9 protein-coding genes are annotated in these 16695 nt (G+C 72.0%); 5 read left to right on the top strand and 4 right to left on the bottom strand.

All coding sequences use genetic code 11. The features are described from left to right. The first annotated feature begins 25 nt into the window (after positions 1 to 25). The 3 genes from ACFZDJ_RS37685 to ACFZDJ_RS37675 all read left to right on the top strand — a co-directional run bounded on the left by ACFZDJ_RS37685 (position 26) and on the right by ACFZDJ_RS37675 (position 4274). Positions 26 to 1198 carry a DUF4765 family protein gene (locus ACFZDJ_RS37685; RefSeq protein WP_391065785.1) on the top strand — a complete coding sequence of 391 codons (1173 nt, stop codon included), beginning with the start codon at positions 26 to 28 and terminating at the stop codon, positions 1196 to 1198. Positions 1199 to 1322: 124 nt separating this feature from the next. After that, positions 1323 to 2744, top strand: a complete 1422-nt coding sequence (locus tag ACFZDJ_RS37680; RefSeq protein WP_391065783.1) for an RICIN domain-containing protein — start codon at positions 1323 to 1325, stop codon at positions 2742 to 2744. 93 nt (positions 2745 to 2837) lie between these two features. Then, positions 2838 to 4274 carry a hydrolase gene (locus ACFZDJ_RS37675; protein ID WP_391065781.1) on the top strand — a complete coding sequence of 479 codons (1437 nt, stop codon included), beginning with the start codon at positions 2838 to 2840 and terminating at the stop codon, positions 4272 to 4274. 67 nt (positions 4275 to 4341) lie between these two features. Here the strand turns inward: ACFZDJ_RS37675 and ACFZDJ_RS37670 are convergent, their stop codons facing one another. The 3 genes from ACFZDJ_RS37670 to ACFZDJ_RS37660 form a co-directional block, all read right to left on the bottom strand. Then, the gene (locus ACFZDJ_RS37670) at positions 4342 to 6369 is read right to left on the bottom strand and encodes an AAA family ATPase (protein WP_391065991.1); all 2028 of its coding nucleotides are present in this window, start codon (positions 6367 to 6369) and stop codon (positions 4342 to 4344) included. Positions 6370 to 6434: 65 nt separating this feature from the next. After that, the gene (locus ACFZDJ_RS37665; protein ID WP_101406870.1) at positions 6435 to 7154 is read right to left on the bottom strand and encodes a DUF4255 domain-containing protein; all 720 of its coding nucleotides are present in this window, start codon (positions 7152 to 7154) and stop codon (positions 6435 to 6437) included. A gap of 133 nt (positions 7155 to 7287) precedes the next feature. Continuing rightward, positions 7288 to 7950: a LuxR C-terminal-related transcriptional regulator gene (locus tag ACFZDJ_RS37660; protein WP_384909047.1), complete on the bottom strand. Its 663-nt coding sequence runs from the start codon at positions 7948 to 7950 to the stop codon at positions 7288 to 7290. A gap of 189 nt (positions 7951 to 8139) precedes the next feature. Here ACFZDJ_RS37660 and ACFZDJ_RS37655 point away from each other — a divergent pair, with 189 nt between their 5' ends. Then, positions 8140 to 10965, top strand: a complete 2826-nt coding sequence (locus ACFZDJ_RS37655; RefSeq protein ID WP_391065778.1) for an AAA family ATPase — start codon at positions 8140 to 8142, stop codon at positions 10963 to 10965. Positions 10966 to 10978: 13 nt separating this feature from the next. Here ACFZDJ_RS37655 and ACFZDJ_RS37650 read toward each other — a convergent pair whose 3' ends face one another. Further along, positions 10979 to 15907 (bottom strand): hypothetical protein, encoded by a 4929-nt coding sequence (locus ACFZDJ_RS37650; RefSeq protein ID WP_391065775.1) that lies wholly within the window; start codon positions 15905 to 15907, stop codon positions 10979 to 10981. A 26-nt stretch (positions 15908 to 15933) separates the two neighbouring features. On the opposite strand from ACFZDJ_RS37650, the gene ACFZDJ_RS37645 reads away from it, so the two are divergent. After that, entirely contained in the window at positions 15934 to 16578 is a 645-nt protein-coding gene (locus ACFZDJ_RS37645) for a hypothetical protein (protein WP_391065772.1), read from the top strand. The last annotated feature ends 117 nt before the right edge of the window (positions 16579 to 16695 follow it).

Genomic DNA, 16695 nt, shown 5'->3' with positions numbered 1-16695 from the left:
AGAGGCCAACCGCGGAGGGAGCATCATGCGCGCACAGGAATCAGAGGTCGGCCGGGCCGGCGACCAGGACAGGGTCCGCCGGTCCGCGGCGGTGAACAGCCCCGCGCATCATCTCTTGTCGCTCCAGCGCATGGCGGGCAACGCGGCAGTGGCCCGGGCCGTCGCGGAGGAGCAGCACGCCCACGACGCGAACTGCGGACACGGCCCGTCGGTCCAGAGGTCGGCGGTGCACCAGGTCCTGCGCTCCCCGGGCCGTCCGCTGGACGCCCCGCTACAGACGGAGATGGAAGCCCGGTTCGGCGAGGGCGCCGACTTCAGCGGCGTACGCGTGCACACGGACGCGGTGGCGCAGCGCTCCGCGGCCGAGATCGGCGCGAAGGCATACACCTCCGGCTCCAACGTGGTGTGGGACGGCCAGGACAAGCACGTCCTCGCTCACGAACTCGACCACTACCGCCAGCAGTTGGCGGGACCCGTACCCGGTACCGACAACGGCTCGGGGGTCAAGGTGTCCGACCCGAACGACTGGGCCGAGAGGGCGGCGGAGGAGACCTCGCGCCGGGTGATGTCGGGCGCGGTCCCCACCCAGCGCGCCGTGGATCCAGAGGCCCGCACCGAGTCGGTGGCCACCGCGGGTGCGCCGGCCGTGCAGAGGATGACGGACCCGGTCGTGCAGCGGGTGCACACGGAACTCGCCACCACCGCCACCACGCGTACCGAGAGCGACAGCGAATACAGCTCGGAGGACGACCTCACCGCCAAGGAGGAGCAGCTGCCGCCGCCCACGTCCGACAGCTCCGTCGAGCACGCGGTGGAGTCGGGCGCGCACACGACGGTCGTCCTCTACCGGGGTGACATGATGGGAAACATCCGCGCGATGGTCGCGGCGAGGTCCGCCGGTGGCGCCGCTCCCAGCGCCAACACCCCCGCCCCCACCGCGGAGCAGGCGGCGGCCCAGGTCAGCAGGGGCCGTCTGTATCCCGAGTTCACCGCGGACCGCTACATCTCGCGTCAATTCAGTCGCCAGGGTCCGCGCGGCGTCATCGTCGTGCGCATTAACACGAAGTACCTCACCAGGGGTTCGGAGAGTGAGGAGGGGTGGGTCGCCCTGAGCTCCGCTCCGATCGAGATCGTCGCGGTGGTGGACCGCAGCGCGGGCAAGAGCACGTCCACGTCGCACGGCGTGAACGCCTCCTGAAGGACGCCTCCCGCCTTCTCTGGTACGCGGGACGGCCGTTCGGGCAACGCGCGGGGCTCTTCCGGGCCGAGGTCTGCCCCTTGGTCCGCTGACCTGGCTCGCGCCGCGTCATAGCGTCGATGGGGTGAGCCTTTGGACTTCGTTGGAGCCTGCCTCCAGCACTGTGGATCCCGGTGGCAGCGTCAGGGTGCGGTTGCGGTTGCGCAACACCGGTGATGTGGTGGATGAGTACCGGTTCGAGCCGGTGGGTGATGTGGCGCCGTGGACGGTGGTGGAGCCGCAGACGTTGCGGTTGTATCCCGGGACGACGGGGACGGTGGAGTTGACGTTCTCGCCGCCGCGGAGTCCGGATGCGGTGGCGGGTCCGAATCCGTTTGCGGTGCGGATCACGCCGACGGAGCATCCGCAGGCCACGACGGTTCCTGAGGGGAATCTGACGATCACGCCGTTCACTGAGGTGCGGGCGGAGTTGGTGCCGCCGACGGTGAAGGGGCGTTTTCGTGGGCGGCCGAAGCTCGCGGTGGACAATCTGGGTAATACGAAGCTGACGGCGTCGGTCAGTGGCAGTGACAACGGTGATCATCTGTCGTATGACATCCATCCCGGCAATGTTCAGATCGAGCCGGGTCGTGCGGTGTTCGTGAAGGCGACGTTGAAGCCTCGGCAGATCATCTGGTTCGGGTCGAAGGAGCAGCGGCCGTACGCGCTGGCGATTCAGCGTTCGGGTACGGGGCCGCAGTCGGTGGAGGGTACGTATGTGCAGCGCGGGTTCCTGCCGCGTTGGCTTGCCACGTTCCTGGGTGTGTTCATGGCGCTCGCGATCACGTTCGTGATGTTGTGGATCGCGTACAAGCCCCAAGTACGCACGTCGGCCACGGAGAAGCTCCAGGAAGCCGGCATCAGCACGCTCCCGGCACCTACCCCGTCGTTGTCGGCGGCGCCGAGCTCGCCGCCGGCGGAGGTCCCGGCTCCGTCCCAGGCGCAGCAGTCGCCCGAGAGCGGCGGGGGCAGTGGCGGCGGAGGAGCGGTGGCCAGTCCCAAGGCGACGAAGAAGACGGCGACCGGGCCGCTGCCCGCGACCGACATCGTGCTCAGGAACCCCACGACCAAGAAGTGCGCCGACATCCCGGGCTACGACAAGGGTTCGGTGAACGGCCCGGTCAGGGAGTTCACCTGCGACGGCACCACCCATGACAACCAGCTCTGGAACCTCGAAGTGCGTGTGAAGGGCGGCGGTCCGGAGAAGTCGGACCTCTTCCAGATCCGCAACGTCAAGGACCAGTTGTGCATGGACCTGCCCGACTACGGCGCCAAGCCCGCGCAGACCGGGGTGTTCGAGTTCCAGTGTGACGGCACGACCGCCGACAACCAGCTGTGGTGGCTGGACAAGCAGGACGACGGCCACTACTGGATCCGCAACTACTCCAGCAACCACCTGTGCCTGGACGTCGCCGGCTTCAGCACCGGCGGCAACGACACCCCGCTCACCATCTACTACTGCAGCAACACCGACGACCAGGAGTGGGACATCGTCCACCCGTCCTGACCCACAAAGGGCAGTGCGCCGCAGCTCTTTGGGCAGCCGTCATGCCCCGACGCCTGCTGACGGGAGCGGTACCTCGGCCATAGCGTCGATGGGGTGAGCCTTTGGACTTCGTTGGAGCCTGCCTCCAGCACTGTGGATCCCGGTGGCAGCGTCAGGGTGCGGTTGCGGTTGCGCAACACCGGTGATGTGGTGGATGAGTACCGGTTCGAGCCGGTGGGTGATGTGGCGCCGTGGACGGTGGTGGAGCCGCAGACGTTGCGGTTGTATCCCGGGACGACGGGGACGGTGGAGTTGACGTTCTCGCCGCCGCGGAGTCCGGATGCGGTGGCGGGTCCGAATCCGTTTGCGGTGCGGATCACGCCGACGGAGCATCCGCAGGCCACGACGGTTCCTGAGGGGAATCTGACGATCACGCCGTTCACTGAGGTGCGGGCGGAGTTGGTGCCGCCGACGGTGAAGGGGCGTTTTCGTGGGCGGCCGAAGCTCGCGGTGGACAATCTGGGTAATACGAAGCTGACGGCGTCGGTCAGTGGCAGTGACAACGGTGATCATCTGTCGTATGACATCCATCCCGGCAATGTTCAGATCGAGCCGGGTCGTGCGGTGTTCGTGAAGGCGACGTTGAAGCCTCGGCAGATCATCTGGTTCGGGTCGAAGGAGCAGCGGCCGTACGCGCTGGCGATTCAGCGTTCGGGTACGGGGCCGCAGTCGGTGGAGGGTACGTATGTGCAGCGCGGGTTCCTGCCGCGTTGGCTTGCCACGTTCCTGGGTGTGTTCATGGCGCTCGCGATCACGTTCGTGATGTTGTGGATCGCGTACAAGCCCCAAGTGCGCACGTCGGCCACGGAGAAGCTCCAGGAAGCCGGCATCAGCACGCTGCCGCCCAGCCCCTCGGCCTCCGTCGCGCCGCCCACGCCTCCCTCACCCAGTGCCGAGGCCCCGGCCGCGCCTGCGGCGACCGAGTCACAGAACACGAGCGGTGCCGCAGGCGGCGGCGCGTCGTCCGAGGCCAAGCCGAAGGAGTCGGCCGAGCCGCAGGAGGACACGGCGGCAACCGCCGTCACGCAACTGGCCGCACAGGACCCCGGACGGCACATCTGCTACCGGGCCTATCTGTCGGACGAGGGCTGGACCAAACCGGTGTGCGACGGCGCCATGGCCGGCACGGTGGGACAGAACCGGCCGATCAAGTCGCTCAACCTCGCCACGTCCGACACCGACGGCACCGCCGCCACCGCCTTCGTCTACTACCCCCAGTCGACCGACGGCAAGGGGCACTACAACGGGCCGTGGAAGGGCGTGGTCGACGGCGCCGACCTCTACATCGGCAGCACCAAGAAGGACGACCCCTACATGCTGGGCTTCGCCATGAACGTCGGCCAGAGCAAGAGCGTCGTCTGCCAGACCACGCACGTCCACAACGAGGGCTGGCACGGCCTGGGCTGCGACGAGCCCGGCGGGGACAACTACATCTTCGGCGGGACCCTGAGCAACCTGCTCTGGCTCGAGGCCGTCAAGTTCACCGTGTGAAGCGACCCTGCCCGTCCGACAGGCGTCGGACGGGCAGGGTCGTCCGCGCGAGCAGCCCGGCGAGGAGTTACCAGGTGCCCTCGCCCGGCACCAGCCGGCCCGCCTTGCGGTACTCGCGGCGCGCGCCCTCCAGGAGGTCGGCCGTGTCGACCGGCGCACCGCGGCCGGCGGCGCCGTAGGCGGCCGTGACCACGGCGCTGCGGATCGAACCACCGGCCAGCTCGAAGTCACGGGCGACGGCCCGCGGATCGGTGTCCTCGGCGCACGGCACATGGGTCAGGGCGTGCTGCCACAGGGCCAGCCGCTGGCCGGCGTCCGGGAACGGGAAGTCGATCACGAGGTCGAGACGGCGGGTGAACGCCTCGTCGATGTTGGCGCGCAGATTGGTCGTGAGCAGCGCGATGCCGTCGAAGGACTCCAGCCGCTGGAGCAGATAGGAGCTCTCCATATTGGCGTACCTGTCGTGCGAGTCCTTGACCTCGGAGCGCTTGCCGAACACGGAGTCCGCCTCGTCGAAGAGGAGCACGGCGTCGGTGCGGTCCGCCTCCGTGAAGATGCGCTCCAGGTTCTTCTCCGTCTCGCCGACGTACTTGTCGACGATCGAGGAGAGTTGTACGACGTAGAGATCGAGGCCGAGTTCGGCGGCGACGACCTCCGCGGACAGGGTCTTGCCGGTGCCCGAATCACCCGCGAAGAGGCCGAGGACGCCCCGCCCGCGCCCGCCGCCCGCGCTCAGCCGCCAGTCGCCGAGCACCTGGTCACGGTGGCGGGCGCGCAACGCCAGCTCATGCAGTTGCACCAGCGGTTTGTCGGGCAGGACGAGATCCTCCCAGCCGACGTCCGGACGGATCCGGCGGGCGTGCCGCTCCAGCCCGGAGGCGGACTGCTGCCGGGCGGCCAGCCGCAGATGAGCGGGGGTCAGCGCGGTACCGTCGAACGCGGCGAGGCGCTGCGCTGCGCGGGCGGCGCGCAGGATCCGGTCGCCACCGAGCCGGTACGGCGCGACCACCGGAGCGAGGTCGAAGCCGGGGCCGGCCTCCGGTACGGGTGCGACACGGGCGCAAGCCCCGGTGTCGACCCCGGTGCCGAGCGCCACCGCCCACGCGTCCACCGCTCCGGAGCGCAGCCGGGGCGCGTCCAGGACGAGCGGATCGCGATGGTCGCACCAGTGCGGATCGTACGGACGCGGATCGGTGAACAGCACGGACACATCGTCCACCGCCAGTGCCCGCATCAACGGGGCGGGATCCTCCGGCAGCGGAGACACGACGATCGCGCAGTCACGCAGTCGGGCCTCGCGGAGCAGGTCGGCGATCGGTTCCTGCCCGGCGGTCTGGTCCGGAGCGAAGTGGAGCGCCTCCTGCCCCGATGCGTCGCGCAGTGCGCCCGCGGCGCAGGCGAGACCGTCTCCCGCCCGGTGTTCACGCAGATAGACGGTGAGCGGGGCGGCCGCCAGTCGGTCGGCGAGCCTGCGCAGGAAGACCTCGTCGTACTGCTCGCCCCGCGCCGGCGCCCGGAGCCGGTGGACATGGCCGGTCAGCGCGGCGTCCAGGGTCTCGTCGCCCAGAAGGTGCGCGATCAGCCGGTCGGGTACGCGCAACGACCTGCTCAGAAACGGGCGTTCGGGTTCCTCGACCACGACGAGGCCCATCGCGGCCAGCGGAGCCGAGGGATGGAACCGGGCCCGTGCCTCGGCACGGTGTGCCGGAAGTCCGCACAGGTCGAGCGCGAGCCCGGTGGTGGCCCGGCGGCGGCTGACGTCGTCGTTGAGGTAGCCGTACAGCGGCTCGAAGGTGCGGTCGAGGTCCGGGGCCAGCGCGGTGAGCAGGACCCGGACGTCCAGCTCGCTCAGCCCGAGCCGCCCGGCCAGCAGATCCAGCCGGTCGCCCCGCTCGGAGCCCCAGCTCTCGGGGGCGGGGTCCTGACCGGCCGGCTCCAGGAGATGCCGTACCGCGTCCTCGGACAGATACAGGCCGCGCAGCGGATCGGCCGCGGTGGGATCGGTCGCGCTGCGGTGCTCGACCAGGAACGCGACACGCTCGCGGAGCCGGGACAGCCGGACCAGGAGCGCATCGGCCGATCCCTCGAAGGCGATGGCGGACGAAGTGCCGTCGGTGGATGACGAGGTGTCGGTGGCGGCCGACGCCGGGACGTGCGGGGTCACTTCGCTCGCTTCTCTCCGTTTCGATCCTCCGCGACCGGGTGGTCCCCGGCCGGGAGATCCGTGCCCGGGGCCGTGTCGGCCGCGGTCGTGGACGCCAAGTGCCGGGCCCGGTGGCGCCGTTCGGGCGAGCCCTCCAGGGTTCCGTCCATCCCGCGTACGCGCACGCCGGCACCCTCCGTGACCGGCGGCCCGGCGTCGTACTCCGGGAACGACGGGAACGGCGCGGTCACCACCAGGTCCAGCGACGGCTTCAGCTCGCCGCCGAGCGCGGACCAGATCTCCGCGAGGGACCGGGACTCGGTGTGCAGGTTCGCCACCGAGAGCGGCACGGACAGCCCCAGCGCGGCCAGCGCGCCGGGCAGTGCGTGCGGGGGCAGGATCTCGTGGGGGAGCAGTGTCGCCAACACCGCGGACAGCAGTCGGTGTTCGTCCTGCGGCTGCTTGGTCCAGGCCGTCACGAGATACGACAGCCGGAACCAGCGGGGCGGCTGGCGGCGGCGCAGCACGATGCCGCGTTCGTCCCGCACAGCCATGGCACCACGTTCACGGCGCCGCACGTCCTCGCGGATGTCGTACAAGTAGGCGTTGATGGCGGGCGCGTTGCGGCGGGCGGCCCACTCGCGACTCGGCGCGTCGAAGGCGACCTCGATGCCGGAACCGGCCAGCGCTCCGCTCCTGAGAAGCCCTTTGAGGACCTCGTCCACCTCGTGAATCACCGTCGTGCTCCCGCCGTGCCGTCACGTTCTGCCGCGTACCAGCCTTGGGCCGGCTGAGTACCCGCTCCGTACCCGTCTGCTGTGATCCGCCCGGTACCCCGTTCGACAGGCCCCGTGCGAACGGCCGGCCGCCTCAGATGTAGCCTTCCCTGAGCGCATAGGCCACGGCGTGGGCGCGATTGCGCAGATGGAGCCGGGTGGTCAGGCCGTGCATCACGTTCTTGACGGTACGTTCGGAGTAGGAGAGCTTGCTCGCTATCTCCCCGGTGTCCAGCCCCTCGGCTACGAGCCTCAGCACATCGATTTCGCGCGGCACCAGGCCGGAGAGCGGAACACCGGGCTGGCCGGAAGCGGTGCGCTGGAGCGATCCCACCTGAGTGATGAGGCGTCCCAGCAGATCCGCGGGCAGATCCCCGTCGCCCCGCGCGGCCGCGAGTACGGCCTGCACCAACCGGTGCGCACTGGCCTCGTGGCGCCAGACGATGGCCCCGACACCGCACTCGATGACGTCGAGAAGTTCGGCCTCGCGGATCGCGTTCACCACCAGCACGGCGCGCGCGCCGTCGCTGCGTACGAGTCGGCGCAGCCGGGACAGCGTGGTCTCGTCCGGCCCCTCGTTGACCAGGACGGCCACGGTGCCGGGCCCGGCCTCCGCGCTGTCGAGGAGGTCGATCACCGGGTGCTGCCCCAACTGGCTGCGCACCCCGGCCCGGGAGATCGGGTCGGGTGCCTGGACCACCACCGGTATGCGGTTTCCGGAATCCACCGCACCGGTGTCGGCGGGCCGCTGTGACACGCCTGCGTCAGTGGTCCGTAATGAACTGCGCAACCGCTTCTCCCAAATCCACGTGCTGGTCGCCCCTGTGTCGCCAGTGGCCGAAGGGCTTGTCCCAGACTTCTGTGCTTGGCGTGCCTCGCGCAATCGTGGAGGACCACGAGACTGACCACGAGATGGATCATGAAACGTCCACGACAGGAGACATCGATGGGCGAGACCGAGGCGCTGCGTGAACGACGGGAGGCCCTGGAGCTGGTGGCCGCCGAGGTGGACCGCGCCTGCGCCGGGTCCGGCCGTCTGGTGCTGCTCAAAGGGGCCACCGGCACGGGGCGCACCGCCCTCCTGGAGGCCGTCACCGAGCGAGCGGCGGCCCGTGGCATGCGGGTGCTGCGGACCCGCTGCTCGCCGGACGGGGAGGCCGGGGAGTTCGCGGCGGTCCTCCAACTTCTGTCATCGGGCGGCGAATTCGACGCCGGAACCAAGCAGTTTCCGGACATTTTCGACGACAATCCGCACCACTGGTCATACGCCGAACACCTGTGGAGGCGGCTGCGCTCCTACGCCGCCGACGCCCCGCTGCTGCTGGCGGTGGACGACGTCCACTGCGCCGACGAATCCTCGCGCCGCTGGCTCGTCGACGCCGCCCGACGGATCGACGCACTGCCCGTCCTCCTGGTGGCGACCGAGCGCAGCCAGTACGACATCGACCCGCCGTCCGCCGGTCTGGCGCACGCGCTCTCGCCCACCCTGGTGCGCACCCACACCCTCGCCCCGCTGAGCGCGAACGCGGCGGCGCAGCTGGTCCGTTCGGACGTCGGTGCCGCCACGCCCGCCTGGGTGGACGACTGCGTCCGGGCCGGCGCGGGCAGCCCCCTGCTGCTGCGCGCCCTGCTCGACGACCTCCGCGCACAGGAACCGGACGGCGCGCCCCCGAGGAGCGTGCCGGACACCTGTGCCGCCCTCTACCCGGGTGCCTATCCGGCCGCCGTCTCCTGGTGGCTGGACAGCGCCGGAGAGGCGACGGCGGGGGTGGCCCGCGCCCTCGCGGTGCTGGACGCGGACGGGTGGGAGGAGGGCCATGCGGAAGAGTTCGCCGAACTGCTCGCCGAGACGGCGGGCGCGGACCCTGCCCGGGTGCCCGGCTGGCTGACCGCCATGACCCGCCTCGGCCTGCTGCGGCCCGATCCCGACGGGCGGCCGCGCTTCGCCCACCCGCTGCTGCGGGACGCGGTGCTCAGCGGCTGGCCCACCGTCCGGCGGCAGGCGGCCCACCGTACGGCGGCCGAAGCGATGCTGGGCCGCGGCGACCGCGCCGAAGCGGTGGCCGGACAGCTGCTGCGGACCCCGGCCGTGGGCGCGGCCTGGGCCAGCGTGACGCTGCTGGACGCCGCGTCCGTGGCGGTGCGGGACGACAGGCCCGACGACGGCGTGTCGTATCTGCGTCGTGCGCTGGACGAGCCGCTGACGCCCGCCCGCCGGACCATGGTCCTCACCGAGCTGGGCTCCCTGGAGTTCGCCGCCGCCCGTTCCTCGGCCGGGATACCGCGGCTGACCGAGGCGACCCGGCTGCCGGGCATGCCGCAGGACCGGGTACGGGCGGCCGTGGCCCTGGGCACCGTGCTGGCCCGGCGCGGCAAGGCGCGCGCCGCGATGGACGTCCTGCGGGGCCTGGACGAGCAACTGACCGACCATCCGGACCTGATACGGCTGCTGCAGACCGCCTCGGCGCTGTTGTCGGACCACGACCAGAGCATCCGTCAGGAGGCGTATCGCTGGCTGCACGGCGCCGCCGAGCGGTCCGGGGACCTGGTCGGAACGGCAGGGCAGGCCCTTCTGGTCCGCTACGACGCGACGGCGGGCCTGATCCCCGCCGCCACGGCCATGAAGCGCATCCACGCCCTGCTGGACGAACCGGTCGACGCGCTCGCCGAACCCTTCCTGCTGGGTACGGCCGCCGCCGTCGCGCAATGGGCCGACGAACTGGTGGAGGCCGAGGGGCTGGTACGCCGGGGACTGGACCGGCAGAGCCCGTCCCTGCTGCACCCCATGCACCTGGCGCTGCTCAACGTACGGGCGGACATCGCCGCGACGCGCGGACAGTACGCCGATCTGCTCGCCGAACCGGCGGACTGGCAGGTCACCGAAGCCACCCGGCACCGGCCCGATCCGGCCAACGCGCACGGACACGCCGTGATCGCCCTGGTCGAGACGGGCCGTACCGAAGAGGCGGCCCGCCTCGCGGACAGCTTCGCCCTGGGCGACGCGCACGACTCCTGGGAGCTCAACCGATTCCTCTACGCCCGGGGCGTGTTGCGGTCCGCGCAGGGGGATCACGCCGGAGCGCTCGACGACTTCCTGGAATGCGGTCGCCGGCAGACGGCACGGGACGTGGTGAGCCCCGTGGTCACCCCCTGGCGGACCGCGGCGGCCGAGTGCCGCAGCGCGCTCGGCCGACCGCAGGAGGCCCTCACGCTGGCCCGTGAAGAACTGCGGCTCGCCCAGGTGTGGGACACCCCCCGGCTGGTGGGCCGGGCGCTGCGCGGGCTCGCCACCGCGACCGGAGGCCGTCGCGGTCTGGAACTCGCCGACCGTGCCGTACGCATTCTGCGGGACGCCTCCGCGCAGACCGAGCTGATCCCCGCCCTGATCGGACAGGGGCGTCAGCTCGTCGCGGCGGGAGACCGGAGCCGGGCCCGCGAGGCGCTGCGCGAGGCGGCCGAGCACGCCGAACGGCTGGGCGCGGTACGGATGCGGGCGCTGGCCGAGGAGGTCCTCCCCGAAGGCCGCTCCCGTACCTCGGCGACGGCGCTCACCGGATGGGAGGCGCTGACCGGCAGTGAACGCCGGATCGCCGCCCTCGCGGCCGACGGGCGGACGAACGCCGAGATAGCCGAACTCCTGCACCTGGCCCGACGCACCGTCGAGACCCATCTGACCAGCGCCTACCGCAAGCTGGGCATCCGCCGCAGGACGGAGCTGACCGCGGTGATCGGCGAGCGGCCGGCGGAGCCGGTGGAGGAGCCGGGCGGCTGACACGCCCCCGACATCAGGACGTGAGGCGGCCGTCCGGGTCGTGGAGCTTGGTGTGGTTGGAGGGGTCCTGGAGCATACGGCGGGCGACGGGCGCCGGGATCCGCACGACCACCGGAGTGGGGACGGTGAAGTCCCGTACGGCGACGGAGGAAGCGCCGGAGCGGCCCCGGTCGCGCACCCGGGCCACCACCCGCACGTCCAGCGTGAACTGCACCAGCGTCGCCTCGGACTTGGGCTTGTGCAGAGGCATCGAGCCGGACCCGTGGGCCGAGGTGTCGGTGGCGCCGCCGACCTGGTCGACGTTGCCGAGGAGCTGGTTCATCCGGAACTCGTCCGCGTTGAGCACACCGGCGCCGCCCAGCCCCCGTACCGACTTGTTGTGCTCCACCGCCTGCTGGTGGTCCGTGCCCGTGGGCCGGGGCGCGTCCAGGGCACTCTGCGCCACCGTCTCGAAGGTCATCTTGTCGCCGACACCCAGCACGCGGCCGGCGCGCAGCCGCGCGTGCAGTGAGGTCCGCAGATCCTGCCCCTGCGCGCCGGAGGCGTGCACGACCGGCAGGTCGGCTCCCGCCACGGTGAGCAGCGGCAGGGCGGAGATCAGCCACTCGGTGGACACCGCCTCGCGCTGCGCGTACGCCGCCGCGTCGCCCGTCCTGCGGTAGCGCTCCCCGCCGTGCGCCGCCCGCACCGCGTCGTCGATCACTCGGCGGATCCCGGGAGCACCGCGGAACCCGTTGACCTGCGCCTCCATCGGCAGGCTCACCCCGCGGCCGTGCCAGGGCCCCAGCCGGCTCGCTTCGGCGTCGTCCTGCCGCAGGAACGCCTGTCCCGCCTCCGCGCGCGGCACCGGCCGCAGCCGCGACAGCGCCTCCAGGTCCTTGACCAGAATGCGGTGGACCAGGGACTGGCCGCCGAGGGTGGCGAGGCCCACCCGCCCACGGGACGAGTGCAGTTCGAGGGTCGCCTCGATCGGCACCCGCATTCTGACGGAACGGGCGGAGGCCTCGGCGACGGTCTTCATGCCGAGCTGACCGCGCCCCACGGTGGCAGACTTCGTGACATCGCTGACGCCGACACCGAGGCCGCCGGAGCCGCCGACGCTCTTGAGCGGACCACCGCCGCCCTCCGGCTTGCCCGCACCGGCCACGACCCCCTCGACGGTCCGCGTGTCGCTCGTCTCGCGGGTGTCCGCCCGCTGCGTGGCGGCCGAGGTGATGTACTCCATGTCGCGGCCGTCCCTCGCCTCGCCCTCGGCCGTGCCCTGCCGGGTGCGGCGCACGCGGAACACGGCCCAGTACGGTGCGTCGCGGCCGCGGAACAGTTCGACGGGCACCCCGCCGTCCATGGCCCCGGAGAGCAGTCCGGCCGACCCGTCCCGGTCCAGGACGCGCAGCAGCCGCTGCATGTTGTCGTGCGGATCGGCCAGTTGCCGCTTCGGCAGCAGTTCGTCGGCGAGGGACCGGTCACGCCGCCCGACGTCGGCGCGCAACCGTTCCAGCAGGGGAACGAAGTCGGGCAGTTCCTCGATCATGCCGAAGCCGAGCGGCAACTCCTGGGCGAGGGCGGGCGCCGCCGGGGCGGTCGTGCTCGACGATTCCCCGCTCCGGGACGCCTCGGACTGCTTCTGGGTGGCCTTCCCCTCGCCCTTGGACTCTTTTCCCTTGGACTCCGGGCCCTTGGACTCCGCGCCCAGGCGTGCGGATTCCCCCTGCGAGGACGTCTGTCCGGCGGCTCCGGGAACGCGCAGGCCCGCCGCCGCCAGCTGCTCATGGGTGAGCCAGACGGCGGCCGCGGCGGGCAGCGTCCGCTCGCCCTTCGCGACGTACGGGCCGCCTCCCGTGACCTTGACCTCGCTGACCATCCGGACCACCAGGTCGCAGTGGACCAGGTAGAGGGGCCGGGTGCGCGGAGTGTGGGCGTTGCGTTCGACGGTGCCGCTCAGCGTCGTCGCCGTCGCCGCGCTCCGGCCGAGGTTCCGGGCGGCCGACAGACCCTCGCCCAGCCGCCAGCCGGCGCCGTTCTCCGATCCGAGGGCGCCGCCCTGCACGGTCGTGGAGATACCACTGCCCTCCTGCCCGGTCATCTGGTGGCCGCCGAGCAGGAACGTCTCGGTACCCGCCCCGGTGCCCTCCGCCACCACCTCCGGGTTGGTGAGGGCGAACCGCGTACCGATCGCGCCGTTGAGCGCGCGGAGCCTGCGCGGGTACCGCAGGTTCTTCACCACCCACCCGGAGGACACCGCCTGGCGCAGCGCCGAGGTGATGGCCTGCGGACTGAGGCGTTCCTCGATCGCCAGCCGCGGCGCGAGGCCCTCCGTCTGCAGCGCGAGGTCCTCCCGCAGTTCCCGATTGCGGCTCGCGGCCCGCGACAGGAGCTCGAAGGCGAGGTCCCGGATCGGGCCACCGCCTCCGACGGTCTCCACCAGCGTCCAGTCCCGGACCGCCCGGCCCGCGATCGAGCGCGGCGCCATGGTCGACAGATCGCCGATGCCCGACGCGTTGAACTGCCGCTGCGGCGGCGCCAGTCCGGCGGTGCGCCTGCGGGACCTGGCCGTCAGCCGGTCCTTCCCGGCGGTGTCCAGGGTGAACGCGGTCGGGGTGAGCAGCCGTACGTCCTGCTCGGCCAGGTCGAGCGCCTCGGTGTCCGCGGTCGACGCGATGTGCACGGCGGCGGGTGTGTCCCGCCCCGGCACGCCCGGGGTGAGGGCACGTCTGGCGGTCCGCTCCCGTGTCGTCATGGTGACGTCCACGTCCAGGCGCAGGGCGCCGCCGAACGCGCTGGTGTTCTCACCGCCGTTGGTGAGCACGTCGGAGCGTGTCGTCGGACCCGCCTGGTTGCGCCGAGTGCTCTGCCGGGTCCGCTCACCGCGCACCGTGGCGGACAGGGCACCGGGGATCAGCCGGAACTGGCCGAGCGCCAGCCCGCCGATCGACCGCGAACTGGACCGCCCGCTCTGCGAGTTGCTGGTGACGCCGCTGTGGCTGCGCACCAGCCAGTCCTTCGTCTCCCCCCGGTAGCCCGTCTCGCGCAGGGCGCCGACGACCTTGATCTGGACGTCGTGCGCGTGCCATCGGCTCTTGCGCCGCATCCGGACCCGGATCCCGGAGGAGAGCAACTGGTCCTTGTTGACCCGCAGGTTGGTCTCCGAGAGTACGGTGATCAGCTCGCGGTAGTTGCGCCGCTGCACCTCGCCCTCCTCGCGGCTCACCTCGGTTTCCGCCCCGGCGCCGAACGTGGGCAGGTAGCCGGCGAGGCGCTGATCGGTGGCGAAGAGCCGCTCGATGCCGGAGAGCAGGGGAGCGGTGTCCAGCTGGCTGATCGCCACGCTCGACCCCATGGCCCCGAACGGCAGATGGCGCTCGGTGCCCGGGCGGGCCGACGATCCGGCTTCGCCCGGTGACTCCCCCCCTTGCCGCCGGTCGAGCTTCCTCCCGTCGGCGTCCGTTCCCGGCTCCCTGATCATGGGACCCGCCGCGACGCCTTCGGGCAGTTCGAGGCCCAGCGACCGGGCCTCGTCGGCGCGCAGACTGACCCAGACATCCATCGAGTGCCGGGCCGTGCGGGCCCCGGAGCGCACCTTCATGGCGGGGGAGAGCGGTCCGGTGCCCTCGACGCTGAACCGGACCTTGCCGAGGTAGAGCACCTTGTCGCCCCTGACCTCGGCGCCCTGACGGCTCGACACCGTCTGCTCGGCCACCGTGAACCGCGCTTTGCGCGCCCCGGCCGTGGGCATGACCGTCGCACGCACCGCGGCAGCGTTGCCCAGCACGCCGAAACCCGCCGCCGGGCCCGCGCCGAAGGTCCCCCCTCGACCCTTGGCCGCCGTGTGCGACACCGAGTGCTGCGCCTGCTGGTGCGTACGGAGTTGGGTCTTGCCGGTCGTCCAGGTGGGCGACAGGGCGGTGAGATCGGCGCGCATCCGGTAGGTGCCCGTGGCGCTGCCGTCCTTGGAGACGAGATCCTCCCCGATCACCCAGCCGCTCAGCAGCCGGGGCAGGTCCTCCAGGACGGTGGTGGCGGAGGTGGCGTCGTGGAGCCGGGCCCGCCCGGGCGCGCCGCGGGAGGTCAGGGAGGGGTGCAGCACGGAGCGGACCGTGTCGAACAGGCCGCCGCCGCCCGGATGGGGGGCCGCCGCGTCGTCCAGGGCGACCGGGGCCAGCGAGTCCGCGAGCCGAACGCGCCGCGCGGTTGCTGTGTTGAGGGGGCGTGGCCGCACGGGTGCCTCGGCGGTGACCGGCACCAGGTGTTCGGTGGGCACCCGCATCATCAGGGACCCGGCGCCGCTGAACGTCTGCGCCCGGCCGCCTCGCCCCTCGTCCTGGGGCTGGACCCGTACGCCGTAGCGCACCTGGCGCCGCATCTCGACGGACCCCTTGTCGCTGCGCAGCACCCGCGGTTCGGACATGGTCTTCTGCACACGGGAGTCGGTGGAGGACTGGAACGGCTGCGCGTTGGCCATGACCGCCCCGCCGAGCCAGACGCCCGGGACGACCGGCGCCAGCCCGAAGGCCATGAAGTTGACGCCCTTGCTGGACGAACCGCCCGAGGAGTGGCTCACCACGCCCGAGGTGTTGTGCTGGGTGTCCACCTTGATGTGGGAGCCCTCGGCCGTCCGCGCGTCCTGGGCGGCCTGCCGCGGGTCGACCTCGGTGCCGGTGCCGTCCCCGCCGTCGTGATCGTCGGCTCTCGCCTTCCCCTTGCCCATGGCGGCCTCCGCCTCGGCGAGCAACGCGGCCATGGCCCTGGCCTGTCGCGCCGCCGCGGCCTGAGCCTTCGCGGCCTCCGGGGAGACGAAGGTCTCGGGCAGGTCGGCGCCGTCCCGGGAGATGGTGACGGTGACGTCGTACCAGCCCTTGCCCTCCGGGCCCTCGACGGCGAAGGAGCGGCCCTGGCCGTAGAACGTCTCTGGCCGCCCGGCCAGCTCCTCGCGTATCTCGGCCACCGTCCCGTCGGACCGTCCCGAGGGCGGTGGACACGAACTCGTGCCCGGTGAGCCCGTACGCCGTGGAGAGCCCCGCCGCCCGTAACTCCCGCAGGTACGGCGGCAGTCCGAGCGGCGGATGGAAGGAGCCGGTCCCGCTGCCGGTCGGCCGGGGGACCGGCCGACGTGTGCCCGCCCGCCGGGGGCGTGTCGTGGTGGCGGCGCGCGGCCGGGCGTTCTCCACGCCGTCCTCGGACTCCTCCACCGCCTCGTCGATCGCGGGAAGCACCGCGGGCAGCCGGGCGGCGGCACTGCTCTCGGGCAGTTCTTCGAGCGTGGGCAGTACGGCCGGTGCGGGCCTCGGCGTACGCGTGGCGCCCGCCACGCCCTCGGCGGCCGGGAGCCGTCCACGCAGTGCGCGCGCCGTCGCCGCGTTGCCCGCGTCCCGTTGCAGGGCCAGCAGTGCCTGCGGAGTCATCCCCGGGCCGGTCGTCGGGGACGCCGGGTGCGGCGCCGTGACCTCCGTGCCGGTCCTGGCGACCGAGGCCGTGTCCCGGCCGACGGCTCCCCGGCCGTGGTCCCCGGCCCTGCCGTTCCCGCCCGATGCCTGCCGCTGCCTACGCACAGTGAGCCATTCCCGTCATGAGGACCGCCGTCCCGCCCCCATCGGATCCGTCCGCTCGGGAGCGTAACCACTGCGTAGGCCCCACAGGGAGCAAGATCATGGACTCGGACATATGGACGCCGGCCGACCACCGCAGGGACAACGGCAGTACATCCGCGCTCCATCTTCCGCGGCCGTGCGCTCA

The sequence above is a fragment of the Streptomyces sp. NPDC007896 genome, assembly GCF_042959425.1.
Classification (GTDB): domain Bacteria; phylum Actinomycetota; class Actinomycetes; order Streptomycetales; family Streptomycetaceae; genus Streptomyces.
The sequence above is the reverse complement of the archived record's forward strand: the minus strand, read 5'-3'. Positions and strand labels throughout refer to the sequence as shown.

Coding starts and splice junctions, on each gene's coding strand:
- ACFZDJ_RS37655 (WP_391065778.1), top strand. CDS start 8,140: ATGGGCGAGACCGAGGCGCTGCGTGAACGACGGGAGGCCCTGGAGCTG.
- ACFZDJ_RS37685 (WP_391065785.1), top strand. CDS start 26: ATGCGCGCACAGGAATCAGAGGTCGGCCGGGCCGGCGACCAGGACAGG.